The following is a 26,129-nucleotide window of genomic DNA, read 5'->3' as shown; positions in this document are numbered from 1 at the left end:
CCGGCGCGTCTATCGCGATACGCCGCCGCGTGTGCCGCGTGTGCCGGCTGTCCGGTTGGCAGGCGCCTGCGCCAACTGTTCGACGAGAAAGTCGACGAACACCCGCACGCGCGACGACAGAAAGCGTGCATGCGGGTACAGCAGCACGAAGGGCCGCGACCGGCCGCCGAGGCCGGACAGCACTTCCACGAGCGTGCCGGCGCGCAGATCGTGCTCGACGATGAAGCGGTAGGTCTGGAACAGCCCTGCGCCGCTGCGCGCGAGCGTCACGCCGGCCAGGACGTCGCCCGACGTGCCGTAGCTGCCGGCCGTCGTGACGTCGATTTCATCGGCGCCGTCGTCGAACAGCCAGGGAATCGTCCGTCCGCTGCTCGGCAGCTCGAACTGGATGCATTCGTGCGCGTGCAAGTCGGCGATCGCGGTCGGCGTGCCCGCGCGCTTCAGATAGTCGGGCGTCGCGACGACGACGAGTTCGGCGTCCTCCAGCTTGCGCGCGACCAGGCTCGAATCGGCCGGCGCGCGGCCGCGGATCGCGAGATCGTAGCCTTCCTCGGCGAAGTCGACGTTGCGGTTGCTCAGGTGAGTTTCGATGCGTACCGCCGGGTAGCGCTCGCGAAACGCCGGCAGCAGCGGCAGTACGCGATAGTGCCCGTACGGCGTCGGCATGCTGATCCGTAGCAGGCCGGCGGGCGTGGCCTGCTGGCCCGTGGCTTCGCGCTCCGCGTCGACGAGCTGCGACAACGCATCGCGGCATTGCTCGAAATAACGCCGGCCGGAATCGGTCAGCCGGATCTGTCGCGTCGTGCGGACGAACAGGCGCACGCCGAGACGCTCCTCGAGCCGTGCGACCGACCGGCTGACCGCGGCCGGCGTGACGCCGGCCGCATTTGCCGCAAGCGTGAAGCTGCCGAGCTCGGCAGCCAGACAGAACAGCTCGATGCTGCCCAGCAGCAGATCGTCGAATTGTCGTTGCATGGGGCGATTCCTGCCGTCTCGGCCATGGGGGACGCGGTGAAGCAACGAGTGTGCATGAATCTCGTGCGGGAAACCAGCCGGTGCGGCGGGCGCGATTCGTTACATGACGTCCCGACTCAATTGCGCGGCCGGCATTTACCGGCTTCGGCCGCGTGACTACAGTGATTCACGGGCCATGCGGCCGCCCGATCCCTTTTACCGCAAGGAGCACGACATGAGCGTCGAACAGAACCTGGCCGAACTCGGCCTCGCATTACCGGAACCGCCGAGTCCGCTCGGCAGCTATACGGCCGTCGGCGAAGCCGGCAACCTGCTGTTCGTGTCGGGACAGTTGCCGCTCGCCGACGGCAAGCTTGCTTATACCGGCCGTGTCGGCGAGCAGTTGAGCGTCGACGACGGCAAGCATGCCGCGCGGCTGGCGGCACTGAACGTGCTTGCGCAAATCCGCAAGCATCTGGGCGGGTTCGATCGCCTGCGCAAGATCGTGCGCGTCGAGGGGCACGTGAGCTCTGCCGACGGCTTTTTCGGACAGCCGGCCGTGATCGATGGTGCGTCCGACCTGTTCGCCGCCGTGCTCGGCGCCAAGGCCGGACATGCGCGTTCGGCGTTCTCCCAGCACCAGTTGCCGGCCAACGCCGCCGTGATCCTGGTCGTGATCGCCGAAATCGAGGTGGCGTGATGACAGGCCGGACGTGTGGGGCGGCATCCGGTCCCGCAAGTGTTCTCGCGCGCCCTACCCGGCATCCGGCACGCACGTCGGCGCACCGTGCAATCGGGGGCTGGATCGTCTGAAAAGCTTGTCAGGAAAGGCGCTACACGATCCGGATACATTGAAATACAAAATATCGCATACGATTTAATCGAATCCGCTTGACGAGAATGGTCGTCAGGCGGAAACTGCGTCGCATGCGATCGAATCGCATCTGAGACAAACCAACCGACGGAGCAAATGATGAGCAAGATCGACAAGGTGCTGTACACGGGCAAGACGCATACGACTTCCGGCGGCCGCGACGGCGCGGCGCGCAGTTCCGACGGCCGCCTCGACATCCAGTTGTCGTCGCCGGGCAGCGCCGGCACCGGCACCAACCCGGAACAACTGTTCGCAGCCGGCTGGTCGGCCTGCTTCATCGGCGCGATGCAGCTTGCGGCGCGTGCCGCGAAGGTGACGCTGCCGGCCGACCTCGCGGTCGATGCCGAAGTGGATCTCGGCACCGCGGGCAACGCGTACTTCCTGCAGGCCCGGCTGAACGTGAGCGTGCCGGGGCTCGAGCGCGACGTCGCGCAACGCATCGTCGACGCCGCTCACCAGACCTGCCCGTATTCGAAGGCGACGCGCGGCAACATCGACGTCGACATCCGGATCGTCTGAACGTTGCATCGGGCGGCCGAGCGCCGCCCTCCCGAATTCCCGATTCCTTTTCCATCGAGGTGAATGATGAAAACCCAACTGATCGCTACCCTGCTCGTCGCTGTTTCGGCCGCTGTTGCCGCACCGGCGTTCGCCAACGAAACCACCGTGACGCGTGCGCAGGTGCGCGCCGAACTCGCACAGCTTCAACAAGCCGGCTATCCGCTGAACCGCGCGACCGACGCCACCTACCCGAACGATCTGCAGGCCGCGCTGACGCGGATCCACGCGGGCGACGCCGTCGCGGCCAACGCAGCGGCTGCCGGCTACGGCAGCGACGGCGGCGCCGCGACGCAATCCGGCCGCCGCGATGTCGCAAGCGTGGCCGAGCGTTCGGTGTACTTCGGTCACTGAGCACCGCGCCGGTACGTGAACCCTGAGTCCTTTTATTCCTGATTCCATTTTGTCGAGGTGAATGATGAAAACCCGCCTGATCGCTGCCCTTCTCGTCGCTGTTTCCGCTTCTGCCGCCGCGCCGGCGTTTGCCGACGCAGCCGTCGTGTCCCGCGCGCAAGTACGCGCCGAGCTCGTCCAGCTGGAACAAGCCGGTTATCGGCCGGGCCGCGCGAACGATCCGCATTACCCGGACGACCTGCAGGCCGCGTTGACGCGCATTCATGCGAACGACGCGGTGGCGGCCGACGCATCGGCATCCGGTTACGGCAACGATGCCGCCGCCGCGACGCAGTCGGGCAGCCGGCCGGCGATGCGTGTTGCCGAACGCTCGATCTACTTCGGTCATTGAACGAATGCGCGAACGGCGCCGATGGCCGGCGTGCGGTGCGCCCCCCTGAATTCCTGAATCCCTGTCGAGGTGAATGATGAAGACCCAACTGATTGCCGCCCTGCTCGTTGCCGTGTCGGCCGCCGTCGCCGCGCCGGCTTTTGCCGGAGAAAGCACCGTCACGCGTGCGCAAGTGCGTGCCGAACTGGCCGCGTTGCAGCAAGCCGGCTACCAGCCGAATCGCCCCAACGATCCGCACTATCCGGACAATATCCAGGCGGCGCTGAAAAGGATTCGCGACGATGGCGCCGTCGCGGCCGATACGCAGACAGCCGGTTACGGCGGTGATGCCGGCGGCGCCACGCAGTCCGGCAGCCGCGGCGCGATTCGCATGGCCGAGCGCTCGATCTATTTCGGGCATTGAGCGTGGTACGGCGAATTCTGTCGCTGAAGTCCATCATATAAAGCGCATGCGATGTAATCGCATGCGCTTTTATTTGCATTGCCGCAACCTGCATCCCCGCCCATCCCCGATTATTCTGTGCGGCACCCCCATCTTTCACGAAGGAGCCGCCGATGCCGGATGCCATGACCGGAAACGCGACAAGCGATGCGCACGTGCTCGATCGCGTTGTCTGGAACGCGCTGACGGGCAAACAGCACCGCTTTGCGCTCGGCAATGACCGCGCATGGCGGTTTCCGGCGCCCGTGGCACCGTTTGCCGCGCTCGCCGACACGAGCCCGGCGTCGTTCGACGCGCTGCGCGCGCTGGTCGCCGCACACGGGCCGGCCGCGCTCGTCACGCCGGACGAGATCGCGCCACCGGCGGGATGGTCGGTGATCCGGCGCGCGACGCTGCTCCAAATGATCTGGCAACGGACGTTCGACCCGGCACATGAATCGGAACATGTCCGGCTCGGCGAAGCCGACGTGCCGGACATGCTTGCGCTGACCGCCGCCGCGCAGCCGGGCCCGTTCGGTCCGCGCACGTTCGAGCTCGGCCGCTACATCGGCGTGCGCAGCGAAGGGCGGCTGGCCGCGATGGCCGGCGAGCGGATGCAGTTGGACGGCTATACGGAAATCAGCGCCGTGTGCGTGGATGCCGCGTTTCGGCGGCAAGGGCTGGCGGCGAGGTTGATCCGGTCGCTGATTGCGTCGATCGACGCACGATCGGACACGCCGTTCCTGCACGTGCTCACGACGAACCAGGTGGCGATCGAGCGCTATCTCGCGCTCGGTTTCGTCGTACGGCGCGACATGCACCTGCTGGTGCTGGGCGATGCGCACGCGTGACAATGCGGCCGGCGCGATTCACGCGCCGGCCGCTCGTCATGCCTGAGTGCCTTTATGCTTCGGTCGACCGGATCAGGTTGCCGCGCAGCGTGACGATCGCCTTCTGCACCTTCGCGAACTCGTCCGGCTTCAGCCCGGTGGCTTCGACCAGATTCATGTCGAGCCCCTTCTCGCGCACGCGGCGGCCGCTTTTCGTCAGGCTGACGAGCACCTGGCGTTCGTCGGACGGATCGCGGTGCCGCTCCAGGTAACCCATTGCCTCGAGCTTCTTCAGGATCGGCGTCAGCGTATTGGATTCGAGGAACAGCTTCTCGCCGAGCTGGCCGACGGTCTGGTTGTCCTGCTCCCACAGCGCGATGATCGTGATGTATTGCGTGTACGTGAGGCCGAGCTCGTCGAGGATCGGCTTGTACGCCTTGCCGAACGCGAGATTCGCCGAGTAGATCGCAAAGCACAGGAACTCGGACAGCTTCGGCGCGGCGGGCGACGGGGTTTCGGTCGGTTTCATGGACTTCCTCCAGCGACGCGAACGGTCGCAGACAATCGCATTATATATCGCATGCGATCTTATCGGAAGCATGATAATCGGGGTCGATGGGCTGACGCGCGCCGCGCTCAGCCCGGCTTGCGGCGCTTGCCGGTGTGCTGACGGCTGACCGACAACAACGTGCACTGTACCGGATGCGCGATTTCGGTCGCGAGCCCGCCCGCGGCAAACAGCAGGATCATCAGCCAGCGTTTCATGCGTCCTCCACGACCGAGAGGCTCGCACCATCGGCAACCGTCGCGTCGAGCGTGTACGGATCGACGCCGTCGAGGCAACCGAGGTTGACGCGCCAGCATGCCGGGTCCTTGCGGGTCTGGTGGAACGGATAGACGCCGCACCGGCTGCAGAAATAGTGACGTGCGGTGTGCGTGTTGAAGCGATAGCACGTCAGTGCGCCCTCGCCTTCGACGATCGTCAGGTTGGCGGCGGCGAACATCGGGCTCATCAGCGCGCCGCGCCGGCGGCACAGGCTGCAGTTGCAGCGAACGGCCGGCGCAATGGCCGTGCTGACTTCGAATTTGACGGCCCCGCAATGGCAGGATCCTTTGAACCGGGTGGCAGACATGACGGGCTCCGAAAAAGGTCACGCCTGCTTTATAGCGAAGCCGCGCGCGGGCGGTGTATCGCACTGTATCGGCCGTCGGGGCGGATACAGGACATTGCAAATCCGCGGCCCGCGCGACGAATTGCTGCGGGTGCGCGTGCGGCGGGAGGCCGACCGCCACGCGCCGGCAGCGGCGGATGCAACACTTTGCGCTGGCGCGCGGGAACCCCGTGCGCGTGTTTCATGGGACGGCGTTCGTGCCGGCCGATTGAGCACGACCGTGTGGTCGTCGGCGGCGGTTGCGCCGGCGGCCACGCCACCGGCGTCATGGTTTTCCCGGCCTCGCCGGATGGCGCGGGTGCGCATCGTTTTCGATACGCACTCGCCCGCCACGCAGGCTGCAACGGCCTGCCGCGCGAATCGTGTCCACCGCGCGCTCCCTACCCTTTCTGCTCGGGAAAGGATGCTTGAAACATCCTCAATTATCACGTGCCGCCGATTTGCCCACCATGTGTCGGACGATCGGCGCAGCCCGCATGGCCGCCTCTTGCGCCTGCCCGGCGATGCCTGGCGTCGCATCGTGCGGCCGACGCGTGACGCCGGCTAAGAACGGCCAGCCCCGCGCCACCGCATATCGATAATCAGGAGACACGATGAACAGCCAATCCCTCGACCTCGACGGCCACGCGGGCGCACGCGCATCCGCCCGCACGTCGGCTGCCTCCGCAGGCACCGGCGTCGACGCAACGACCCTCCCCGCCCGCCGCGTCACGCTCGGCGATTTCATGGACGATCTGCCGGTCGGTGCGTTGCACCGCTTCGTCGTCTGGGTGATCGGCATCGGGCTGTTCTTCGACATGTACGAGATCTTTCTCGTCAGTACGATCGGCTCCGCGTTGCAGCACGAATACGGGCTGAGCCGGCAAAGCGCCGATTTCAAGCTGCTGCTGGCGTCCGCGTTCATCGGCATGTTCGTCGGCGCGATGTGCCTCGGCAGCCTGGCCGACCGCATCGGCCGGCGCAAGGCGTTCCTGCTCACGCTCGGGTGGTACAGCGCGTTCTCGCTGGTCGGTGCGTTTTCGGTGAGTGCCGACATGCTCGTGGCCTGCCGGTTCCTGACCGGCATCGGCGTCGGCGCGATCTATCCGGTCGCCGACAGCTTCCTGTCCGAAATCCTGCCGAAGGACAAGCGCGGGCGGCTCGCCGCGTGGGCCTACACGACTTCGTATGTCGCGGTGCCGCTCGTCGGCTTTCTCGCGCTGTGGCTGAACCCGCTGCATGTGGCGGGCGTCGCGGGCTGGCGCATCATCCTCGCGGTCGGCAGCCTCGGCGCCGTGTACGTGCTGCTCGTCCAGCACCGGCTGCCGGAAAGCCCGCGCTGGCTGCTCGCGCAAGGCCGCACGGCCGATGCGCACGCGGCGCTGCGGCGTTTCGCGCAAAGCGCCGGCGTGCCCGTGCCCGAGCATTTCGCGGAACCGGTCCAGCCGCAGCGGCCGCTCGGGCTCGGCGAGCGCATCGCGCTGCTGCGTCGCCGTCCGTACGGCGCGCGCTACGTGATGCTGGCGATCTTTCACCTGTTCCAGGGCTTCGGCTATTACGGGTTCGGCACGCTGGCCGGCACCGTCGTGAAAAGCCGCGGCTTCGACGTGACGGACAGCACGTTGTTCATCGCGCTGTCGTTCATCGGCTATCCGATCGGCTCGCTGCTGTCGATTCCGCTGCTCAACTGGATCGAGCGCCGCACGCTCGTGATCGTGTCGATCCTGTCGATCGCGGTGTTCGGGCTGTGCTTCGCGTATTCCGGCAATACCGTGCTGATCGTCGGCTTCGGGTTCCTGACGACGTGTGCGTCCAACGTGTTCAGCAACGCGTATCACGTGTACCAGGCCGAGATTTTCCCGGCCGGCGTGCGTTCGACGGCGATCGGCAGCACCTATGCGCTGTCGCGCATCGTCAGCGGCGCGCTGCCGTTCGTGTTGCTGCCGGTGCTCGTCGACTACGGCGCGGGCGCGATGTTCGGCGTGATTTCGGTCGCACTCGGCATCGTCGACGTCACGCTGCGCGTGCTCGGCCCGCTCACCACGCGGCGCAGCCAGGACGAGATCAATCCGGTTTGACGCGGCGATCGGCACGGGGCGCACGCACGCGTGCCCCGTGCGTCGCCGTTTCATCGCCTCATCGCATTCAGCGCGCCGACATGAAATCGAACAGCTTCGCGACGTCGGTCGTCAGCACCGCGCCGGCCTTCACGCCGACCCATAGCGTGCGCGTCGCCCACGCGTCGTCGAGCTTCACGACACCGAGCCGCGCCGCGCGCTCGCCGGTCACCGCATCGCGCGGCAGCACGCCGATGCCGAGCCCCGCCTCGATCATCCGGCTCACGCCGTCGAAATTCGATACCTGGATCCGCAGCTTCAGCGAGCGCTCGGCCGCGAACGCGGCGTCGGTCATGCGCGCGAGCAGCGAGCTGCCGTCGCTCAGGCCCACGTAGTCCTCGTCGAGCGTATCCGCGAAGCGGATGCTGTCGCGCACGGCGAACCGGTGCGCGCGCGGCACGAGCAGCACGAGCTCGTCGCGCCGGTACAGCCGCCGGTCGATGCCGGGCGCCGGCACGTTGTCGGCGAATACACCGAGATCGGCCTTGCCCGACGCGATCGCGTCGACGATCTCGTGGCTCAGCCGCTCCTCGAGACTCACCTTGATGCCGGGGTTGCCGGTGAGGAACGCGGCGAGATCGGCGGGCAGGAACTGGACGATCGCCGACGTGTTGGTCCATACGTGGATATGGCCGCGCACGCCTGCGACGTAGTCGCTCATCTCGTGCGCCATCCGGTTCACCTGCTCGATCACCTTCGCCGCATGATCGAGCAGCGCGCGGCCCGCGGGCGTCAGCTCTACGCCGCGCGCGTGCCGGACGAACAACGCGCTGCCGGTCACGCTTTCGAGTTCGGCGATGCGCTTGCTGACCGCGGACAGCGTGAGCTGGCCGTGTTCGGCCGCCTTCGTCAGGCTGCCGTGCTCGGCGACGAGCGCGAACACGCGCAGCGACTGCAGATCGAAATGAAGCGGGTTCACCATGTCGGGGGTCCTGGGAAGGCCGTGCGGGGGACGTCGTCATCGCGCCGGCCTGACGCCGATCATACGCCGGGCCGTGCGCATGCGATACGCACGATACGGCGCGGCTAGCGCGGCGCGATGGCGTGCAATGCGGCGAGCATCGCGCCGTCGGGCGTCGCGAGATCGTCGAGCACCGCGAAGTGCTGCATGCCGGGCAGCCACGCGCGGGCGATCCGCTCGCCGGCGGCTTCGCACGCCGTCGCGTATTCGTCCGCCTGCCGAACGAGTTCGGGCAGTTCGGCGTCGCCGACCGCCACGACGGTCGCCGCGCCCGGTCCGACATGGCGCAACGGGCTGTACGCGTCGACCTCCCGCGCGGTGAGCTGCAGCTTGTCGTTCAGGCAGCACAGCGCGATCGGTTCGAGATCGACGAGCGGACTGATCGCGAGTGCCGACACGACGGCCGGATGCGCGCGACGCATGGCCGTCAGATGGCCGCCCGCCGAATGGCCGCTCAGATGGATCGGCCGCCCCGCGATGCCGAGGCCGTCGCGGTCGGCCGCGAGATGGTCGAGCAGCGCGCCGATCTCGCCGACGATATCGGTCATCGTCGCGACCGGCGCGAGCGTGTATTCGGCGAGCACGACGTCGTAGCCGCACGCGAGCGGCCCGCTCGCCGCATACGCGAAATCCTCTTTCGTGCAGTGTTGCCAGTAGCCGCCGTGGATGAACACGAACAGCGGCGCGTCGGGCTGCCCGCACGGCAGCCAGTCGAAGCGCTGCGCGGGTTGCGCGCCGTAACGCAGGTCGCGGCGGCCGGGCGTCGCCGCGTACAGCGCCGCGCTGCGCGCCTGGCATGACGCGAGCAGCGCGGGGAAATCGGGAACAGCCCTCGTGTTCAGGTACGCGGCGTCGAGCGCCGCACGGTCCATGCCGCGATAGAGGATCGTCATTCGGGAAGCGTCTGGATCGGGTTGCGGATGCGCGCGGCAGGTCTGTCCGTGCGCGCGGCGAAGGCGGCGGTCGGGCCGACGCCGTTGCGCCATTATCCGCGGCGCGGCCGCGCACGGCTATCCGGAATCGGCGGGCGCGGCGCGTGCCTGTCCGCTTTCGGCGAAGGACTGCGACGCCGTGCGCGCGGCGGGCCGGCACTCGCGCGGGCGACCGAGCCCGGCAAGTCAGATCGGCTCGGAAATCTCGATCAGGTTCAGGTCGGGATCGCGCACGTAGATCGAGCGGATTTTCTGCGTCGCGCCGGTGCGTTCGACGGGCCCTTCGACGATCGGCCAGTCGACGCGCCGCAGGTGCGCGATCACGTCGTCGAGCGGGACCGACGCGATGAAGCACAGGTCGAGCGCGCCCGGCACCGGCACGTGCGCTTTCGGCTCGAATTCCGCGCCGCGCACGTGCAGGTTGATCTTCTGGTTGCCGAAACGGAACGCGAGCCGGCCCGCGCCGAAGGTTTCGAGCTGCATCTGCAGCACCTCGGTGTAGAAATGCTTCGTCCGTTCCGGATCGACGCAGGTCAGCACGAGATGATCGAGGTGGTCGATCAGCGCCATGGCATTCGCTCCTGTTTATGTTTCTGTTGCTGTTCACGAGAACGCGCGTTGCGCGGGCTTGCCGCCGGCATCGGCGCGCGGCGGCGGATGAAGGTCCGAGCGGCGCCCGGCCTTCAGGATCTGGCTCGGCACGTCATGCCCGATCAGCGCGGGCAGCCGTGCGGCCGCGGCGAGCACGGCCGCGAGGTCGATGCCCGTATCGTAGCCGTCGAGTTCGAGCATGTGCACGAGTTCCTCGGTGCAGACGTTGCCGGTCGCGCCCGGCGCATACGGGCAGCCGCCGAGCCCGCCGAGCGACGCGTCGAAACGGTCGATGCCGGCGTCGAGCGCGGCGAGCGTATTCGCGAGCGCCATCCCGCGCGTGTTGTGGAAGTGCAGCGTGAGCTGCAACGCAGGGAAGCGCTCGCGCGCACGTCCGGACAAGTCGCGCACCTGCGACGGAAACGCCATGCCCGTCGTGTCGCACAGCGTGAAGCCGTGCACGCCGAGATCCGCGAAGCGCTGCATCCACGCGAGCACCGTTTCGGCCGGCACGTCGCCTTCCATCGGGCAGCCCATCGCGGTCGACAGCGACACGTTGATCGCGACACCCGTGCCGCGCACCGCGTCGATCACGTCGCGCAACTGCGCGAACGATTGCTCGCGCGTCATCCGCAGGTTCGCGCGGTTGTGACTCTCGCTCATCGACATCACGAGGTTCACCTCGTCGACGCCGCACGACAGCGCGCGCTCGGCGCCGCGCACGTTCGGCACGAGCGCCGTATAGACGACGCCCGGCGCGCGCGCGATGCCGTGCATCACGGCTTCCGCGTCGCGCAGCGCGGGAATCGCCTTCGGCGACGTGAACGACGTGACCTCGATCTTCGCGTAGCCGCAGGCGCTCAGCGCGTCGACGAGCGCGATCTTGTCGTCGGTGTCGACGAACGCCGCTTCGTTCTGGAAACCGTCGCGGGTCGCGACTTCGTGGATGTGGAGTCGTTGCGGATGCGCGTTCATGTATTCGTCCCGGTGGCTGTTTCAGATCACGCCGCGCGTGCGCCAGTCGTCGCGCGTCGCCGCATCGATGCCGAGCGATTCGAGCACCGCGTCGGTATCCGCGCCGAGCCCGGGGGCCGGCCGCTCGATGCGCCCGGGCGTGGCATCGAGTTTCGGCACGATGCCCGGCACGAGCACGGGCGTGCCGTCGGGCAGCGCGGCGTCGACGATCATGTCGCGCGCACGGTAGTGCGGATCGGCCGCGATGTCGGCCACGTCGTAGATGCGTCCGGACGGAATGCGCGCGTCGTTCAGCGCGGCGAGCACGTCGTCGAGGTCGTGGCGCGCGCTCCATTCGCCGATCGCCGCATCGATGCGCGCGACCTGCGCGACGCGCCCGTCGTTGTGCGCGAGCGCCGGATCGTTGCCGAGATCGGGCCGGCCGATCAGTTCCATCAGGCGCCGGAAGATGCTGTCGCCGTTGCCGGCGATCAGCGCGTACCGGCCGTCGCGGCAGCGGTACGCGTTGGTCGGCGCGATCCCCGGCAGGCTGCTGCCGGCCGGCCCGCGCACCGCGCCGAATGCCGCATATTCGGGCAGCAGGCTTTCCATCATGTTGAATACCGATTCGTACAGCGCGACGTCGACGACCTGCCCCTTGCCGCCCTGCTGCTCGCGATGCCGCAACGCGAGCAGCACGCCGATCACGCCGTGCAGCGCCGACAGCGAATCGCCGAGCGAGATGCCCACGCGCACCGGCGTGCGGCCCGGTTCGCCCGTGAGGTGGCGCAGCCCGCCCATCGCCTCGGCGATCACGCCGAAGCCGGGGCGGTCGCGATACGGGCCGGTCTGCCCGAAGCCCGACACGCGCAGCATCACGAGCCCCGGGTTGAGCGCGGACAGCGTGTCCCAGCCGAGCCCCCAGCCTTCGAGCGTGCCGGGCCGGAAGTTTTCGATCAGCACGTCGGTCTCCGCGACGAGGCGGCGCACGACGTCCTGCCCTTCGGGCGTGCGCAGATCGAGCGTGAGCGAGGTCTTGTTGCGCGACTGCACGGCCCACCAGACCGACGTGCCGTCGTGCAGCAGCCGCCACTTGCGCAGCGGGTCGCCGACGCCGGGCGGCTCGACCTTGATGACGTCCGCGCCGAATTCGGCGAGCATCCGGCCCGCGAACGGCCCGGCGATCAGTTGGCCGAGTTCCAGCACGCGGATGCCGTCCAGGGGGCGTGTCATGACTGTCTCCGATGAAATCGCGTTGTCGATGACGGCGATCATGACGGCGTTCGCGCCCGGCGAAAATCGCTCGATGGTCAACCTGCCTTTCCGAAACGGAAAGGCGGGCGACGGCGCGATCGCGGTATCGGCCAAGCGGGACGCGCCAGCCTTTCCGTCCGGGAAAGCGCGCTCGCGCAACGGTCAAACGACGGCGCGCGCGCCGCCGGCAGAATCGGGGCCGTTCCGCGCCATCGGGCGCTTGCCAGCGAGACCGCCATGTTTTCCGTTTCTTCTCCCGCGAAGATCGTGTTTCTCGACCGCGCGACGCTGTCGCCGCAGACCGTGCTGAAACGATTTCCGTTTCCGCACGCCTTGCAGACATTCGACCGGACGGCCGCGCACGAGGTCGCGGCGCGCATCCGCGACGCGCACATCGTCGTGACGAACAAGGTGCGGCTCGACGCGACGGCCCTCGCCGATGCGCGGCAGATACGGATGATCGCGATCGCCGCGACCGGCACCGACATCGTCGATCTCGATGCGTGCGCGGCACGCGGGATCGTCGTGAGCAATATTCGCGGTTATGCGGTGCGCACGGTACCCGAGCACACGTTCGCGCTGATCTTCGCGCTGCGCCGCAGCCTCGTCGCTTATCGCGACGCGGTGCGCGCGGGGCGCTGGCTCGACAGCGGACAGTTCTGCTTTTTCGATCACCCGATTCGCGACCTGGCCGGTGCGACGCTCGGGATCGTCGGCGACGGCGTGCTCGGGCGTGCGGTGGCCGCCATCGCGCGGGCGCTCGACATGCGCGTGCTGTTCGCGGCACACGGCGACACCGCGCGCGACGGCCATGCACCGTTCGACACGCTGCTGCGCGACAGCGACGTGATCACGCTGCACTGCCCGCTCACGCCCGCGACGCGGCACCTGATCGACGCCCGCGCATTCGCGCGGATGGCGCGCCGGCCGCTGCTGATCAATACCGCACGTGGCGGGCTCGTGGACGAAAGCGCGCTCGTCGAGGCGTTGCAGTCGGGGCAGATCGCGGGTGCGGGGTTCGACGTCGTCACGCAGGAGCCGCTGCCGGCCGCGCATCCGTTTCACGCGATCCTGTCGCATCCGGCGTTCATCCTGACGCCGCATGTCGCGTGGGCGAGCGACGAGGCGATGCAGACGCTGGCCGATCAGCTCGTGGACAACGTCGCCGCGTTCGTCGGCGGCGAGCCGCGGCATGTCGTGTGACACGCACGAACGGAACGGCCCCGCTCGATTGCTCGAAGCGGGGCCGACTGAATGCGGGGCTGCTTGCGCCAGCGACCCGGCACATGAAGGGTTCGTGCCTCGGCCCTGTCTGGCGGCGGGTTTCCGACTATCTGATGGGCGCTACTTCAACGCGTTCAGACCGGCAAGGATGCCGATATCAGGCCAGTCCGAAAAGCGGAAAGCCGGCTCAGTAGGCGGACATCTCGACGCAAGGGTCGACCTTCGACGGCGAACAGATGACCGAGTACTTGGCGCTCTCGCGCATCAGCGCCTCGCCTTCGTGCAGCGCGATCTTGATCTCGGGGTGACGCTCGTACGCGAGGAAGGCCGAGCACACGACCGCGGACATCACGACGAGGGAAAACACAAATTTTTCAAGGGCTTGGAAACGTTCAGGCATGATCTTGACCTTTCTCTCAGCCCGCAATTATACCTTGAGATAAGGGTTTTCCCTATAACCCTGCCCGCATACCGAGGATGCGTTCAAATCAAGATAGGCGCGATGGTCGCGCCCTTTCATCAAAAACATGTCGCCGCGGCCCGCGCGGATGGGGCCGCATACGCGAGGAAGGAGAAGAAGGCTCGCCGCCGGCGCGTCACTGCGGCGCCGATGCGCCGCTCGCCGCATTGCCCGGCCACGCCTTGCCGATATGGTCGATCAGCGACTTCGCGGTGCCCGTCACGAGCGCCGCGTCGACGCCCGACGTCTGCCATGAGCCGTCGGCCGCCTTCACGAAGGTCAGGTTCGCGCGCGACGGCGAGTAATCGGCGTTGCGCCACGTGACGACGACGTCGCACGAGTACGTGCGATCGCCGAGCTTCTTGCAGTCGCCGTCGGGTTTCGCCGATACGACGTCGGCCGATACGGGCAGCGGCTGGCCGAACAGCGCGTTCAGCCCGCCGTGGTTTTCCGCTTCGAGCGCGCGGCGCACGGCGGCGTCGACGTCGCTCGATCCGGGACCGTCGTGAAGCAGGTTGCAGGCGGCCAGCAGCGTCGACGCGCCGGCGAGGGTCAGCAGCAGTTGAAACTTCATGGATATCCGTCGATCGGGTGAACGCCGCGTAGTCTGCAACGTCCGCGTGTCGTGCGCGGTATCCATTTGTAACCAATTGCACGACGGCTGGGCGGCACGGCGGCCGCGCGCGATCGTGCGACGCCCTCGCCTACTGCCGTTCCTGCTTCACGCGGCTCACGAGTTGCGTCGGGCTGACGAACTGCAGCGCGATCACGACCCACGCGAGCGTGATCGCCATGTAGATCATCGCCATCGCGTCGATCGACTGCGGCGCGCGCACGCCGGTCGAGAACACCGCGTAATACAGCGCGACGACGAGCGTCTGCGTGCTCGGGCCCGCGGTGAAGAACGTCAGCTCGAACATCCCGATCGTGCGCACGAGCACGAGCAACCCGGCCGCGAGCATGCCGGGCACCAGCAGCGGCAGCAGCACGTAGCGGAAATAGCGCCACGTGTTCGCGCCGAAGATGCGCGCGGCGGCTTCGAGGTTCGGATCGATCTGCTCGATGAACGGTGTCATCACGAGGATCACGAACGGCAGCGCCGGCACGAGATTCGCGAGGATCACGCCCGGCAGCGTGCCCGCGAGCCCGATCTTGTACATCACGGTCGCCATCGGGATCCCGTAGGTGACGGGCGGCACCATCAGCGGCAGCAGGAACACCAGCAGCGCGAAGCGCTTGCCGCGAAACTGCACGCGCGCGAGCGCATACGCGGCCGGCACGCCGAGCGCGATCGACAGCAGCACGACCGCGCCGACGACCTCGACGGTCACCCACAGCACGCTCGCGAGCTGGAAATCCTCCCATGCCTTCGCATACCAATGCAGCGTGAAGCCCTGCGGCAGCGGCGTGCCGAACCAGCGCGTCGCGACCGAGTTCACCGCGACGGTCGCGATCAGCAGCATCACGTTCAGCAGGAAGAACGCCATCAGCCCCCAGACGAGCGCCTTCCATGCGCGGCCGGCGAGATTGCTTTTCATCCGATGCGGTTTCCTTGCATCGACGGGCCGCGCATCGGGGGCGTCGTGCTTTGGCGGCCACGTGCGAGCGGCATGATTGTCGGTCGCCATCAGCCCTTGCCTCCCGTTACCGCACCCGTGTAGAAGAAGCGGCGCGCGCCGAGCATCGACGCGACCACCAGCAACTGCGCGAAGCCCATCACGATCGCGATCGCCGATGCGAGCGAATAGTCGTAGCTTTCGAACGCGGCTTCGGCCGCCGCGATCGAGATCACGCGCGTCGGCCCGGCCGGCGCGCCGAGCAACACGGCCGACGGGAACACCGAGAACGCCTGCACGAACGACAGGCACGCGGCCATCGTGAGCCCCGGCACGAGCAGCGGCAGGTAGATCTGCCGGAACTGCTGCCACGGGTTCGCGCCGAGCGTCGCGGCCGCGCGCGCGAGCGTCGGGTCGATGCCGCTGATGTACGACAGCATCAGCAGGAACGCGAACGGAAAGCCCGACACGATCAGCGACAGCAGCACGCCCCAGTAGTTGTGCGTGAGGCGCACTTCGTCGGTGTACAGGTGCAGCCCCTGCAGCGCCTGCGGAAACCAGCCGTTCGGCCCGAAGTACGTGAGCATCCCGTCGGCGACGAGCACCGTGCCGAGCGTGACGGGAATCACGAGCAGCGTCGTGACGAACTTCTGGTACGGCGAATGGCGGCGCAGCGCGAACGCGACCGGCACCGCGATGCCGACGTTGAGCAGTGTGGCCGGCACCGCGAGCTTGAGCGTGACGAGCACGGTCGGCCACATCGCCGTGTCGGTGAAGAACTGCACGTAGTTCGCGAGCGCGCCGCCGCCGTTCATCGGCTGGAACGACAGCACGAGGCCGTACGCGAACGGATAGATGAACAGCGCGGCGATGAACGCGAGCGCCGGCGTGACGAGCCAGGCTTTCGCGTCGCGCGCCGCGCCGCCGGTCGCGAGCGTGCTCATGCGGCCTCCGGGCGGGACGCCGCCGCGCGCGCCGCGTGGCGCAGCCCGTTCATTGCCCGTCTCCCGCATAGACGAGCGTGCGCGCCGGCGCCACGCGCAGCCTCAAGCGCTCGCCTTCCGTGAACTCGCCGGCCACGCGCGCCCAGATCGCGCCGAACGGCGTGATCGCGCGGATCAGCGAGTCGCGCCCGCCGTACTCGACCGTCTCGACGGTCGCGTCGAATGCATTGTCGGCGCCTTGTTCCGCGCGCTCGATGTCGTCGGGGCGCAGCGCGACGACGACCTCCTTCGCGTCGAAGCCGGCCATCGGCACGCCCGCGAGGCGCACGCCGCCCGACGCGACGTTCACGTAATCGCCGGCCATGCCTTCGAGCGTGAACGGCAGCACGTTGCGATAGCCCATGAAGCGCGCGACATGCAGATTGTGCGGGCGCGTGTAGACGTCCTTCGGCGACGCGACCTGCTGCACGACGCCCTCCTTCATCACGACGATACGGTCGGCCATCGACAGCGCCTCGTCCTGGTCGTGCGTCACGTAGATCGTCGCGCGTTCGAGCTGCGTGTGGATGCGGCGGATCTCCGCGCGCATCTCGATGCGCAGCTTCGTGTCCAGGTTCGACAGCGGCTCGTCCATCAGCACGAGCGGCGGCTCGATCACGATCGCACGCGCGATCGCGACGCGCTGCTGCTGCCCGCCCGACAACTGCCCGGGCAGCTTGCCTTCGTGACCGACGAGCTGCACGAGCTCGAGCGCCTGCTGCGCGCGCCGCCGCGTTTCCTGCTTCGGCACGCCGCGCATCTTGAGGCCGAAGCCGACGTTGTCGAGCACCGACATGTGCGGGAACAGCGCGTAGTTCTGGAACACCATGCCGAAGCCGCGACGCTCGGGCGGCAGCACGTCGATGCGCGTGTCGTCGAGCCAGATACCGCCGCGCGTAAGCGGCTGCAGCCCCGCGATGCAGTTCAGCGCGGTCGATTTGCCGCAGCCCGACGGGCCGAGCAGCGCGATGAACTCGCCGCGCCGGATCTCGAGGTCGAGCCCGTCCAGCGCGGCGACCTGCGCGCCTTGCGCATTGGTGAAACTGCGGCATACGCCGTCGAGCCGCAACCGTTCGAAACTGTGCTTCATTCCACGAACTCCATCGACGCGGACGCCGCGGCGCCCGCCGGTTCAGGCGTCACTTCGATTTCTGCGAACCGATCTCGCGATCCCATTTCTGGAACGCGGCGACCATCGCCTGCGCATTGAGCGGCTGCACGTGCGGACGATCGGCGAGCAGCTTCGCGTATTCGGGGCGGCCGAACTTGCGCACGACTTCCTGGCTGTGCGCTGGCGCCATCTCGAGCGTCACGCCCTTCACCGCCGGGCCCGGATAGAAATAGCCGTCGTCGTAGGTCATCGCCTGCTGCGCCGGTTCCAGCAGGAAGTTCATCAGCTTGAACAGCACGTCGAGCTTTTCCTTGGGCACGCCCTTCGGGATCACCATGTAGTGCGCGTCGTTGACCCACGTCATGTTGTCGAACGCCTGGATCTTGAATTCGGCCGGCACGATGCCGAGCGCGCGCGGGTTGAGATCCCAGCCGGTGACGGTCACGGTCATGTCGCGCGTGCCTTCGCCGAGCTCCTTCATCACCGCCGACGTGCCGCCCGGGTAGTACGGCACGCATTCGTTCAACTGTTTCAGGAACGCCCAGGTCTTGTCCCAGCCGTTGATCGGGTCCTGCGGATTCTTGTCGCCGAGCACGTACGGCAGCCCCATCAGGAACGTGCGGCCGGGGCCGGAGTTCGCCGGGCGCGCATAGATCAGCTTGTTCGGGTGCGCCTTGCACCACGCGAGCAGCTGCTCGGGCGTCTTCGGCGGGTCGCTGACCTTCGCCGGGTTGTATTCGAGCAGCGGGCCGGCCGGCATGTAGGTCACTACGAGGCCGAAGCCCTGCGCGAGATCCTGCATCTTGCGCGGGCCGGGCGCGTATTTGTCGAGCACGCCGGGGAGCGCGGCCGCGTTGTCGGGCAGCAGCTTCTGCCACAGGTTCTGTTCGATGCCGGCGGCCAGCGCGTCGGTGCCCGTCAGCACGAGATCGATGTCGGCGCGCCCCGCCGCCTGCATCGCCTTGATCTTGCCCGGCAACTGCGGCGCGGGTGCGTTCGTGAACGTGACGTTCGCGACGAGACTCGGGTTCTTCTCCTTGAACGCCTCGATGGCCTTCTGCGTGAGCTGCAGATTGCCTGCGACGTCGACGATGTTCAGCGATACGGGGGCGGCAACGGCCGCGGCGGCCGACAGCGCGAAGCCCAGTGCGAGTGCGATCCGGCGGACACGGCGAGCGATCGGGGTGGTGTTCATGTCTCCTCACTTCGGTCGGTGGATGGGACCGTTCTTGTCAGGAAATCATGACGGCGTTATACGATGTCGGTCAACAAAAAACCGCGGGATGCGGGGCGGGACTTTCCCTGACAAAAAGCTTCCGTAACAGCATGCCTAGGAAGCCCCGGTATGTCAGTCAGTGCTGTTAAGACGTCATATGTCAACGTATGAGCAGCGAGAGCGTGATGCTTTCGAGCGACAGTCTGCGGAATGACCGATGGGCAGTTACTGCGGCAGCACCGCAGAAGAATGAATCAGTGGGGCGCTTCAGCGAGAAAGCGAACTTTCCCAGACCGCACTGAAATACTCGGCCAGCTCTTCGCTTGTGACGCTGCCGTCCGCAACGTCAACCATGAGATCTTCGAGATCAGCCAAACGGGGCATCGAGATGCCTTGTCGCTCCATGTACGTCAATGCACACGTCAGCCCGGTGCGCTTGTTTGCATCATTGAATACATGGCCGCGCGCGATCGCGACGGCATAGGTCGCCGCAATGCCGAACACGTCGTCGAGACCGGCGTAATGGACGTGATTTTCAACCCGGTGCAAGGCGGCTTCGACACCGCCACGCCCGGCATGCGCAAACCCGCTCAGACCGCCGAGGTCTCGAATGATTTCGTCGTGGATCGTGATGACGTAATCGAGATCCAGCAAATCAGCGGTCCTTCAATGCGATCAGCACGTCCCGGTGTTCGGAAATGACTTTCCGGGCTGCTCGAAGGACATCGCTTTTCTCGGTTTCGGTCGAAGCCTTGACCTCGGTCGTGGGGCGAATAATCGTGCGGGGTTTCAGTTCAACCCCATACAGCACCTTTCTTTTTGGGGCCATGATGGCATTCCATTAAAAACGATAACAAATCAGTGGCTTAGTCCGCATTTTCACGCGGCACCGCACCGCTCGAAATCATAGCACCAGACGAGGCGGTCGATGCTGAAAACCGGTCGACGGCGGTCGTCCTCGCGGCCGACTACAGCACGTCGAAGCGGACGAAGGTCTACGCGCAGCTCGGCAACGTGAACAATCGCCGCATGATGGACCAGATGCTCATGTATGGGCAGCCGGTCGCGCCGGGCGTCGGTACGACGGCCGCGATGGTCGGGCCCCGGCACAACTTCTGACGGCTTCGGGCCACGCGGCGCAGGCACGTGCGCAGCCGGCGCCTGCATCGATTCCGGTGATCGGCTACAGTGGGCGCTTTCGGCGCGCTGCGCCCCGCCGCCGCGCCGCGAACCGTGCGCGAGCGCGGCGGCGCGAACGCAGCGCGGATCTTTCACTTCGACGAACGCACCTTCATGCCCGATCTGTCCGCCTTCCCGATCACGCAAAAGTGGCCGGCCCAGCATCCCGACCGCCTCCAGTTGTACTCGCTGCCGACGCCGAACGGCGTCAAGGTGTCGATCATGCTCGAGGAAACCGGCCTGCCGTACGAGCCGCACCTCGTGCGCTTCGACACGAACGACCAGTTGTCGCCTGAATTCCTGTCGCTGAACCCGAACAACAAGATCCCGGCGATCATCGATCCGAACGGCCCAGACGGCGAGCCGCTGCCACTGTTCGAATCGGGCGCGATCCTGATCTATCTGGCGGACAAGACGGGCCAGTTGATCCCGAAGGATCTCGCGGGCCGCTACGAGACGATCCAGTGGGTGATGTTCCAGATGGGCGGCATCGGGCCGATGTTCGGCCAGGTCGGCTTCTTCCACAAGTTCGCCGGCCGCGATTATGAGGACAAGCGTCCGCGCGACCGCTACGTCGCCGAATCGAAGCGCCTGCTCGGCGTGCTCGACGCGCATCTCGCGAACCGCCAGTGGGTGATGGGCGATGCGTACACGATCGCCGACATCGCGATCTTCCCGTGGGTGCGCAATCTGGTTGGCTTCTATGAAGCGGGCGATCTGGTGGGCTTCAGCGAATTCCGCAACGTGAAGCGGGTGCTCGACGCGTTCGTTGCGCGGCCGGCTGTCGAGCGCGGGCTCAATATTCCGGCGCGGGGTTGATCCGCTGCGCGGGTACGCGCCGTGCGAGCCACGGCCCATGATTTGTGCCGCCCGCCGCATTGCGCGGCGGGTTTTTTTTGACCATTGCCGATCTCCGGGGAACGCCGGGAGACCGTCGGTATTCGGCCATGAAGCATCATCGGCTTGCGTCGACGGCGAGACGTCGAGGCGTCCCGTTTGGTTCAGGGAACGGACACCCAAGTCATGCCATGAGACGTTTTCGATCGCCCCTGGCCGACTCTTGGTCGGATAGATCGCAAAATGCAGCGCCTGCGCACCCAACGAAGATCCGCGTCGGGACAGATCCCAACGCGAGCTGGCAGTTGAATTTCGCCGCTGTGTCTGCGCAAGCTTGCGGCCTAAACTCGTCTATCGACGCTGGTAGACAACGCCTTGAATCGAGACCTGATCTGGCTCCGGCTTCTCGTCAAAACGTTTATGCGCCTCGGCAATGGCGACTTGATTCTCGCTCGCCCAATTGACCAACGCCATGACAGGCTTCAACAGCGTTCTTCCCATGTCGGTGAGTTCGTAATCGACGCGAGGCGGAATCGTTGCATACATCGTTCGCGTTATCAGTCCGTCGCGTTCCAGTCCGCGCAAGGTCAGTGTCAGCATCCGCTGGGAAATGCCCTCGATGCGGCGCTTCAATTCGTTGAAGCGCCGCGGGCCATCGGCCAGCATAGCGACAATGTAGAGGCTCCACTTGTCGCCGATGCGATCCAGGATTTCACGAGTTGCCAAGCAGCCGCCAGCGTCAGGGGCAGGCATATCGGCAGGCAGCTCGGGGGGACTAAGTGACATGCGTGTGCCTTCTTGTGGGGAAACGGCAGGAACCATACCATCCTTTGTATGAATTCATAAGTCAGGTCACTTAATCGACTTGGTTCTTATTTTATACTTGGGAGCCGCTATGAGCCACACTCTGCTTGTCACGTCCAGCCCGCGCGGGGCCGACAGCCTTTCCACCCGCTTTGCCACCGAAATCGCAGAGGGCATCCAAGCCCGCGCGGGCGGCCCGCTGACCGTGCGCGACCTTGCCGCGAATCCTCCGCCCCATATCGCACCGGCCTACATCCAGGGTCGGGTCGCCTCGCCCGCGGATCGCACGCCGGAACAGGTCAAGGCGGTGAAGGTCGCGCAAGAGTTGGTCGATGAGTTGAAGGCCGCCGATGTGATCGTGCTCGGTTCGGGCATGATCAACTTCAGTCTGTCGTCGCAGCTAAAGGCTTGGTTCGATCACGTCACCTGGCCGGGCGTCACCTTCGGTTACGGCGATATTGGGCCGAAGGGGCTGCTGACCGGCAAGAAGGTCTATCTCGTTACCGCTGCCGGTGGCGTGTTTTCGGAAGGTGCATGGGCACCGTTCGACTTTCAGACCAGCTATTTGCTGCACCTGCTCGGTTTCATCGGCCTGACCGACGTTGAAGTGGTGCGTGTCGAAGGCACGGTTTTCGGCCCCGATGCGGCGAAGGCCGTAATCGCCAACACCGAAACGGCCATCAAAGCCTTGTTGGCGAAGGCTGCGTGACCTCATGGCCCGGAAAAAACCTCGCGCCGTTCGGTGCTTCGGTGCAACCGGGCTGGCCTGAAGGCACATCATCGAGGAAGCCTTGAAGCTGGGCTACAACGTGTCCCGGCGACGACGTGAAGAAACGCGCGTCGTTCGCGGGAAGGGTCGAATCGTTGTCGGCGATCCGGTCACGAGAACAGGGTTATGCAAATAGACCTCTATACTGAAATCACATGCCCGTGGTGCATCGTCGGGCATCACCGTCTCGACAAAGTGCTGACGGAGCGTTTTCCCAACCTGGTCGTTGACATTCGGCAGCATCCAGTCCTGCTGCTGCCAGATGCACCGTCAGGCGGTCTCTATATTCCCGATTTGCTGCATTCGCGCTACGGCATAACCGATCCGAAGGTCGCCTTTGCTCGCCCCGAGGGAGAAGCTCGCGCATCGGGCTTCGACCTGGATCTTGGTCGCCAGCTCTGGGCCTATCCGACCCAGGCTGCTCATGCCGTGATTCTGGCAGCCGCTGGGCGTGACACGCAGCACAGGCTCGCCGTTGCAATCACCGATGCCTACTTCATCGCAGCGAAGAACATCGCCGATGCGGATGTGCTGGCTGACATTGCCGCCGACTACGGTTTTAACCGCGATCAGGCGCGTGCCATCGCTCTTGATCCTGAACAGCACCATCGCGTCGAAGCGGAGGCGTTCAAGTCAGCGAATGCCGGTGTTCGTTCGGTTCCTCATTTTGTCTTTGGGGAAAGCATTGCCATCAATGGGGGGCGCAGCGAAGACGAGATTGCTGCGGCAATACAAGCGGCTTCCGGCGCAATCTCTCTCTGACGCGGCTTCCTCAAATCCAATGACTCGGAAGTCGGCGTACGCCGAGTCGACAAGGTTCCGCGGAGCTGTTCACTGTGTTGGGCGATGCCCGACCAAAAAGACCGGCCGTCGGATGACCGAAGTACTTCAAGAAGCGACGAAGGGACCGTGATCTTACGACCGACCGCAATGGGTCGACACGCGACGTCCACGAGAATTCACGAAGAACTTTTTGCCCGCCGCGTACGTTTCCATCACGCATTGTTCAACGCGAGTTCCCTTCCTCCCCTTCCGGCGTTCCGGCTTCCAACCCCGCCAGCAGCTTCCCCAACAGCCGCGACAACTGCGCCTGTTCGGTCTCTGACAACGCAGCCAGCACCGCCCGCTGGTTATCGATATGCGCGACGACCGCTTCGTCGATCAACGCCCGCCCGGCATGCGTCAACGCGACGAGCGTCCCCCGCCCGTCGGCCGGATTCGGCCGGCGCTCGACCCAGCCGGCCTTCTGCAGCCGGTCGATGCGCGCGGTCATCCCGCCCGACGACATCATCAGCGCGTCGTACAGCGCGGTCGGCGTCAGCGCGAACGGCGCGCCGCTGCGCCGCAGCGTCGCGAGCACGTCGAATTCCCCCGGCTGCATGCCGTAGCGCGCGAACAGCGGATTGAGACGATCGCGCGCGATCACGAGCGCGGCTTCCTGCAGCCGCCCCATCACCACCATCGACGTCGCGTCGAGATCCGGGCGCTCAACCCGCCATTGCGCGAGCGCGTGCTCGGCTCGATCCATTAACCCTCCTCGGCTCACCAGTTATCTTGACGTCAAGATAAATCGCCATATATCTTGATGTCGAGATACTTTACCTGAAAAACGCGCGGCGCCTCGCCGGCAGCCGCGCACCGATATATCGAGGGCCTTGCAATGAATCGCTTCACCTCCCCCGGCTGGCGGCTCGCCGCGATCGTGCTCGTCGGGCTGAACCTGCGGCCGGCGCTTGCCGCGATCGGTCCGCTGCTCGACATGATCCAGCGCGCGACGGGCATCGGCGACGGCGCGGCGAGCCTGCTGACGACGATCCCGATCCTGCTGATGGGGCTCGGCGCGCTGAGCGCGCGGCGCCTGCAGCGCCTCACCGGGATCGCGGGCGGCGTGTGGCTCGGCGTCGCGTTGATCGCGCTGGCCTGCGCGTCGCGCGTCGGGGCGCAGCACGCATGGCTGCTGCTCGCGAGCGCGTGCTGCGCGGGCGTCGGGATCGCGATGGTGCAGGCGTTGCTACCCGGCTTCGTGAAGGCGTATTTCGCGACACGCATCGGCGGCGCGATGGGCGTCTATTCGACGTCGATCATGGGCGGCGCGGTGCTCGCGAGCGTCGTCGCGCCGTTCGCCGCGGTGCGCTGGGGCTGGCTCGCCGCGCTCGCGGGCTGGGCTTTGCCGGCGGCGCTGGCCGCACTGGCCTGGCCGCTGGCCAGCCGGGGCGGCGACGCGCTTGCCTCCGGCCCGGTGTCGGTATCGGGTGCGCAGCCATCGCGTTCGCCGCGGGCGTGGCGGCTCGCACTGTTCTTCGGCATCGCGACGGGTGCTTACACGCTCGTGCTCGCGTGGCTGCCGCCATACTACACACGGCTCGGCTGGTCGCCGACCGCGGCGGGCAGCCTGCTCGGCGGCGTGACGTTCGCGGAAGTCGTCGCGGGGCTGACCGTTTCCGCGACGATCGACCGCCTGCCCGATCGCCGGCCTGCGCTGCATGCGGCGATCGCGTCGCTGCTCGTCGGGTTGCTGGTGATGCTGGCCGCGCCCGACGCGCTCGCATTGCCGGCCGCGCTGCTGCTCGGCGCGGGCATCGGCGCGCTGTTTCCGCTGTCGCTGATCGTCACGGTCGACCACGCGGCCACGCCGGCCGATGCCGCGTCGCTGACAGGGTTCGTGCAGGGCATCGGCTATCTGATCGCCGGCCTGTTTCCGTTCGCGGCCGGCATCGTGCGCCAGCATCTGGCGGATCTCACGCCCGCGTGGATCGCGATGGCGTGCCTGTGTATCGCGCTGTTCGCGCTGGCGGCCGGCTTTGCGCCGAAGCAGATGCCGCAGATCGCCCGGGCCTGACGGGCCTGCCGGCCGGGCGCGCCGATGCCAAGGCCGGCGCGCTCAGCCCGCGCTCGCGTACAGCGTCGAATCCGCGAACCCTTCGGCGTCGAGCACGCGCCCGACCAGGATCAGCGCGGTGCGCTCGATCTGCGTGCCCTGTACCTTGCCGACGATGTCGGCCAGCGTGCCCGTCACGCGCTCCTCGTCGGGCCAGCTCGCGCGATAGATCACCGCCACCGGGCAATCGGCGCCGTAATGCGGCAGCACTTCGTCGACGATGCGCGCGAGATGGCGCACGCCGAGATGGATCGCGAGCGTCGCACGATGCGCGGCGAGCGCGCCGAGCGCTTCGCCCTCCGGCATCGTCGTCTTGCCCGCGAAGCGCGTGAGGATCACCGTCTGCGCGACGCCGGGCAGCGTCAGCTCGACGCCGAGCGTGGCCGCGCATGCGGCCGTGGCCGTCACGCCCGGCACGATTTCGTATGGAATCCCGAGCGCTTTCAGGCGGCGGATCTGCTCGCCGATCGCGCCGTACAACGAGGGGTCGCCCGAATGCACGCGCGCGACGTCCTGCCCTTTCGCGTGCGCGGCGGCAAGCAGCGCGACGATCGCGTCGAGATCGAGCTCGGCCGTGTTGACGACCTGCTCCGCGCGATGACCGTCGAGCACGGCGGCCGGCACGAGCGAGCCCGCATACAGGATCACCGGGCACGTGCGCACGAGGCGCTGGCCCTTTACCGTGATCAGCTCCGGGTCGCCGGGGCCCGCGCCGATGAAGTACACCGTCATCGAAATTTCTCCGTCAATTCGTGGGATGAGCGGCTGCG

Annotated in this window: 32 protein-coding genes and 1 pseudogene; 13 read left to right on the top strand and 20 right to left on the bottom strand. The window is 66.7% G+C overall.

All coding sequences use genetic code 11. From position 1 onward, the window contains the following. Positions 1 to 9 precede the first annotated feature (9 nt). Positions 10 to 975: a LysR family transcriptional regulator gene (locus CFB52_RS08630; protein ID WP_060009580.1), complete on the bottom strand. Its 966-nt coding sequence runs from the start codon at positions 973 to 975 to the stop codon at positions 10 to 12. Positions 976 to 1,189: 214 nt separating this feature from the next. Between CFB52_RS08630 and CFB52_RS08625 the strand changes: the two genes are divergently transcribed. From CFB52_RS08625 to CFB52_RS08600, 6 genes are all read left to right on the top strand, one after another. Further along, entirely contained in the window at positions 1,190 to 1,654 is a 465-nt protein-coding gene (locus CFB52_RS08625; RefSeq protein WP_059585377.1) for a RidA family protein, read from the top strand. A gap of 273 nt (positions 1,655 to 1,927) precedes the next feature. Continuing rightward, entirely contained in the window at positions 1,928 to 2,347 is a 420-nt protein-coding gene (locus tag CFB52_RS08620; RefSeq protein ID WP_059585376.1) for an organic hydroperoxide resistance protein, read from the top strand. Positions 2,348 to 2,413: 66 nt separating this feature from the next. Then, a complete protein-coding gene (locus CFB52_RS08615; RefSeq protein ID WP_060009813.1) occupies positions 2,414 to 2,740 on the top strand; it encodes a DUF4148 domain-containing protein in 327 nt (108 codons plus the stop codon). A 64-nt stretch (positions 2,741 to 2,804) separates the two neighbouring features. Next, on the top strand, positions 2,805 to 3,131 hold the full coding sequence (locus tag CFB52_RS08610; protein WP_059585374.1) for a DUF4148 domain-containing protein: 327 nt from the start codon (positions 2,805 to 2,807) through the stop codon (positions 3,129 to 3,131). A gap of 73 nt (positions 3,132 to 3,204) precedes the next feature. Next, positions 3,205 to 3,534 carry a DUF4148 domain-containing protein gene (locus tag CFB52_RS08605; RefSeq protein WP_060009577.1) on the top strand — a complete coding sequence of 110 codons (330 nt, stop codon included), beginning with the start codon at positions 3,205 to 3,207 and terminating at the stop codon, positions 3,532 to 3,534. Between the two features lie 152 nt (positions 3,535 to 3,686). Then, on the top strand, positions 3,687 to 4,403 hold the full coding sequence (locus CFB52_RS08600) for a GNAT family N-acetyltransferase (RefSeq protein WP_099316412.1): 717 nt from the start codon (positions 3,687 to 3,689) through the stop codon (positions 4,401 to 4,403). Between the two features lie 52 nt (positions 4,404 to 4,455). On the opposite strand, the gene CFB52_RS08595 is transcribed toward CFB52_RS08600, so the two are convergent. From CFB52_RS08595 to CFB52_RS08590, 3 genes are all read right to left on the bottom strand, one after another. Further along, on the bottom strand, positions 4,456 to 4,911 hold the full coding sequence (locus CFB52_RS08595; RefSeq protein WP_006482257.1) for a MarR family winged helix-turn-helix transcriptional regulator: 456 nt from the start codon (positions 4,909 to 4,911) through the stop codon (positions 4,456 to 4,458). A 107-nt stretch (positions 4,912 to 5,018) separates the two neighbouring features. Next, positions 5,019 to 5,147, bottom strand: a complete 129-nt coding sequence (locus CFB52_RS35020) for a hypothetical protein (protein WP_256939970.1) — start codon at positions 5,145 to 5,147, stop codon at positions 5,019 to 5,021. Beyond that, positions 5,144 to 5,515 (bottom strand): GFA family protein, encoded by a 372-nt coding sequence (locus CFB52_RS08590; protein ID WP_059585349.1) that lies wholly within the window; start codon positions 5,513 to 5,515, stop codon positions 5,144 to 5,146. The genes CFB52_RS35020 and CFB52_RS08590 overlap by 4 nt, the downstream gene beginning before the upstream one ends. 632 nt (positions 5,516 to 6,147) lie before the next feature. Between CFB52_RS08590 and CFB52_RS08580 the strand changes: the two genes are divergently transcribed. Further along, on the top strand, positions 6,148 to 7,611 hold the full coding sequence (locus CFB52_RS08580) for an MFS transporter (RefSeq protein ID WP_099316411.1): 1,464 nt from the start codon (positions 6,148 to 6,150) through the stop codon (positions 7,609 to 7,611). Positions 7,612 to 7,678: 67 nt separating this feature from the next. Here the strand turns inward: CFB52_RS08580 and CFB52_RS08575 are convergent, their stop codons facing one another. The 5 genes from CFB52_RS08575 to CFB52_RS08555 form a co-directional block, all read right to left on the bottom strand. Beyond that, positions 7,679 to 8,572, bottom strand: a complete 894-nt coding sequence (locus CFB52_RS08575; protein ID WP_059585343.1) for a LysR family transcriptional regulator — start codon at positions 8,570 to 8,572, stop codon at positions 7,679 to 7,681. Between the two features lie 104 nt (positions 8,573 to 8,676). Next, on the bottom strand, positions 8,677 to 9,504 hold the full coding sequence (locus CFB52_RS08570; RefSeq protein ID WP_099316410.1) for an alpha/beta hydrolase: 828 nt from the start codon (positions 9,502 to 9,504) through the stop codon (positions 8,677 to 8,679). A gap of 225 nt (positions 9,505 to 9,729) precedes the next feature. After that, entirely contained in the window at positions 9,730 to 10,113 is a 384-nt protein-coding gene (locus CFB52_RS08565; RefSeq protein ID WP_059585341.1) for a VOC family protein, read from the bottom strand. 33 nt (positions 10,114 to 10,146) lie between these two features. Continuing rightward, positions 10,147 to 11,109, bottom strand: coding sequence for a hydroxymethylglutaryl-CoA lyase (locus tag CFB52_RS08560; RefSeq protein WP_059585340.1), 963 nt, complete (start codon positions 11,107 to 11,109; stop codon positions 10,147 to 10,149). A 21-nt stretch (positions 11,110 to 11,130) separates the two neighbouring features. Beyond that, on the bottom strand, positions 11,131 to 12,321 hold the full coding sequence (locus CFB52_RS08555) for a CaiB/BaiF CoA-transferase family protein (RefSeq protein ID WP_059585372.1): 1,191 nt from the start codon (positions 12,319 to 12,321) through the stop codon (positions 11,131 to 11,133). A 258-nt stretch (positions 12,322 to 12,579) separates the two neighbouring features. Here CFB52_RS08555 and CFB52_RS08550 point away from each other — a divergent pair, with 258 nt between their 5' ends. After that, complete coding sequence (locus CFB52_RS08550; protein ID WP_059585339.1) at positions 12,580 to 13,545, top strand: D-2-hydroxyacid dehydrogenase; 966 nt, start codon at positions 12,580 to 12,582, stop codon at positions 13,543 to 13,545. 208 nt (positions 13,546 to 13,753) lie between these two features. On the opposite strand, the gene CFB52_RS08545 is transcribed toward CFB52_RS08550, so the two are convergent. From CFB52_RS08545 to CFB52_RS34590, 8 genes are all read right to left on the bottom strand, one after another. Further along, the gene (locus CFB52_RS08545; RefSeq protein WP_059585338.1) at positions 13,754 to 13,966 is read right to left on the bottom strand and encodes a hypothetical protein; all 213 of its coding nucleotides are present in this window, start codon (positions 13,964 to 13,966) and stop codon (positions 13,754 to 13,756) included. Between the two features lie 196 nt (positions 13,967 to 14,162). Then, positions 14,163 to 14,600, bottom strand: a complete 438-nt coding sequence (locus CFB52_RS08540) for a hypothetical protein (protein WP_059643406.1) — start codon at positions 14,598 to 14,600, stop codon at positions 14,163 to 14,165. A gap of 130 nt (positions 14,601 to 14,730) precedes the next feature. Further along, a complete protein-coding gene (locus CFB52_RS08535; RefSeq protein WP_099316409.1) occupies positions 14,731 to 15,654 on the bottom strand; it encodes an ABC transporter permease in 924 nt (307 codons plus the stop codon). Further along, complete coding sequence (locus tag CFB52_RS08530) at positions 15,654 to 16,526, bottom strand: ABC transporter permease (protein WP_059585335.1); 873 nt, start codon at positions 16,524 to 16,526, stop codon at positions 15,654 to 15,656. The genes CFB52_RS08535 and CFB52_RS08530 overlap by 1 nt, the downstream gene beginning before the upstream one ends. A gap of 49 nt (positions 16,527 to 16,575) precedes the next feature. Then, entirely contained in the window at positions 16,576 to 17,655 is a 1,080-nt protein-coding gene (locus CFB52_RS08525) for an ABC transporter ATP-binding protein (protein WP_059643397.1), read from the bottom strand. Positions 17,656 to 17,704: 49 nt separating this feature from the next. Further along, positions 17,705 to 18,871 carry an ABC transporter substrate-binding protein gene (locus CFB52_RS08520; RefSeq protein WP_059585333.1) on the bottom strand — a complete coding sequence of 389 codons (1,167 nt, stop codon included), beginning with the start codon at positions 18,869 to 18,871 and terminating at the stop codon, positions 17,705 to 17,707. A gap of 288 nt (positions 18,872 to 19,159) precedes the next feature. After that, positions 19,160 to 19,546, bottom strand: a complete 387-nt coding sequence (locus tag CFB52_RS08515) for a type II toxin-antitoxin system death-on-curing family toxin (protein ID WP_060966110.1) — start codon at positions 19,544 to 19,546, stop codon at positions 19,160 to 19,162. Between the two features lies 1 nt (position 19,547). Continuing rightward, positions 19,548 to 19,721 (bottom strand): hypothetical protein, encoded by a 174-nt coding sequence (locus CFB52_RS34590; protein ID WP_167351613.1) that lies wholly within the window; start codon positions 19,719 to 19,721, stop codon positions 19,548 to 19,550. Positions 19,722 to 19,828: 107 nt separating this feature from the next. Here CFB52_RS34590 and CFB52_RS35015 point away from each other — a divergent pair. After that, positions 19,829 to 20,011: pseudogene (locus tag CFB52_RS35015) on the top strand (porin); the annotation flags it as partial. Between the two features lie 174 nt (positions 20,012 to 20,185). Beyond that, positions 20,186 to 20,890 (top strand): glutathione S-transferase N-terminal domain-containing protein, encoded by a 705-nt coding sequence (locus CFB52_RS08505; RefSeq protein ID WP_099316634.1) that lies wholly within the window; start codon positions 20,186 to 20,188, stop codon positions 20,888 to 20,890. A 369-nt stretch (positions 20,891 to 21,259) separates the two neighbouring features. Here CFB52_RS08505 and CFB52_RS08500 read toward each other — a convergent pair whose 3' ends face one another. Then, positions 21,260 to 21,694 carry a helix-turn-helix domain-containing protein gene (locus CFB52_RS08500; RefSeq protein ID WP_059584039.1) on the bottom strand — a complete coding sequence of 145 codons (435 nt, stop codon included), beginning with the start codon at positions 21,692 to 21,694 and terminating at the stop codon, positions 21,260 to 21,262. Between the two features lie 109 nt (positions 21,695 to 21,803). Here CFB52_RS08500 and CFB52_RS08495 point away from each other — a divergent pair, with 109 nt between their 5' ends. Continuing rightward, positions 21,804 to 22,421 (top strand): FMN-dependent NADH-azoreductase, encoded by a 618-nt coding sequence (locus tag CFB52_RS08495; protein WP_099316408.1) that lies wholly within the window; start codon positions 21,804 to 21,806, stop codon positions 22,419 to 22,421. A 186-nt stretch (positions 22,422 to 22,607) separates the two neighbouring features. Beyond that, positions 22,608 to 23,243, top strand: a complete 636-nt coding sequence (locus tag CFB52_RS08490) for a DsbA family protein (RefSeq protein ID WP_099316407.1) — start codon at positions 22,608 to 22,610, stop codon at positions 23,241 to 23,243. Positions 23,244 to 23,487: 244 nt separating this feature from the next. Here CFB52_RS08490 and CFB52_RS08485 read toward each other — a convergent pair whose 3' ends face one another. Beyond that, positions 23,488 to 24,009, bottom strand: coding sequence for a MarR family winged helix-turn-helix transcriptional regulator (locus tag CFB52_RS08485; protein ID WP_059584044.1), 522 nt, complete (start codon positions 24,007 to 24,009; stop codon positions 23,488 to 23,490). A 132-nt stretch (positions 24,010 to 24,141) separates the two neighbouring features. On the opposite strand from CFB52_RS08485, the gene CFB52_RS08480 reads away from it, so the two are divergent. Next, complete coding sequence (locus CFB52_RS08480; protein WP_059584046.1) at positions 24,142 to 25,320, top strand: MFS transporter; 1,179 nt, start codon at positions 24,142 to 24,144, stop codon at positions 25,318 to 25,320. Between the two features lie 42 nt (positions 25,321 to 25,362). On the opposite strand, the gene cobM is transcribed toward CFB52_RS08480, so the two are convergent. Continuing rightward, a complete protein-coding gene (cobM, locus tag CFB52_RS08475) occupies positions 25,363 to 26,091 on the bottom strand; it encodes a precorrin-4 C(11)-methyltransferase (RefSeq protein ID WP_059584048.1) in 729 nt (242 codons plus the stop codon). Between the last annotated feature and the right edge of the window lie 38 nt (positions 26,092 to 26,129).

Origin of the sequence: Burkholderia sp. AU18528 (assembly GCF_002223215.2) — a bacterium.
In the GTDB taxonomy this organism is placed as follows: domain Bacteria; phylum Pseudomonadota; class Gammaproteobacteria; order Burkholderiales; family Burkholderiaceae; genus Burkholderia; species Burkholderia semiarida.
Note: the sequence above shows the minus strand (reverse complement) of the source record. Positions and strands in the feature narration are given on the sequence as shown.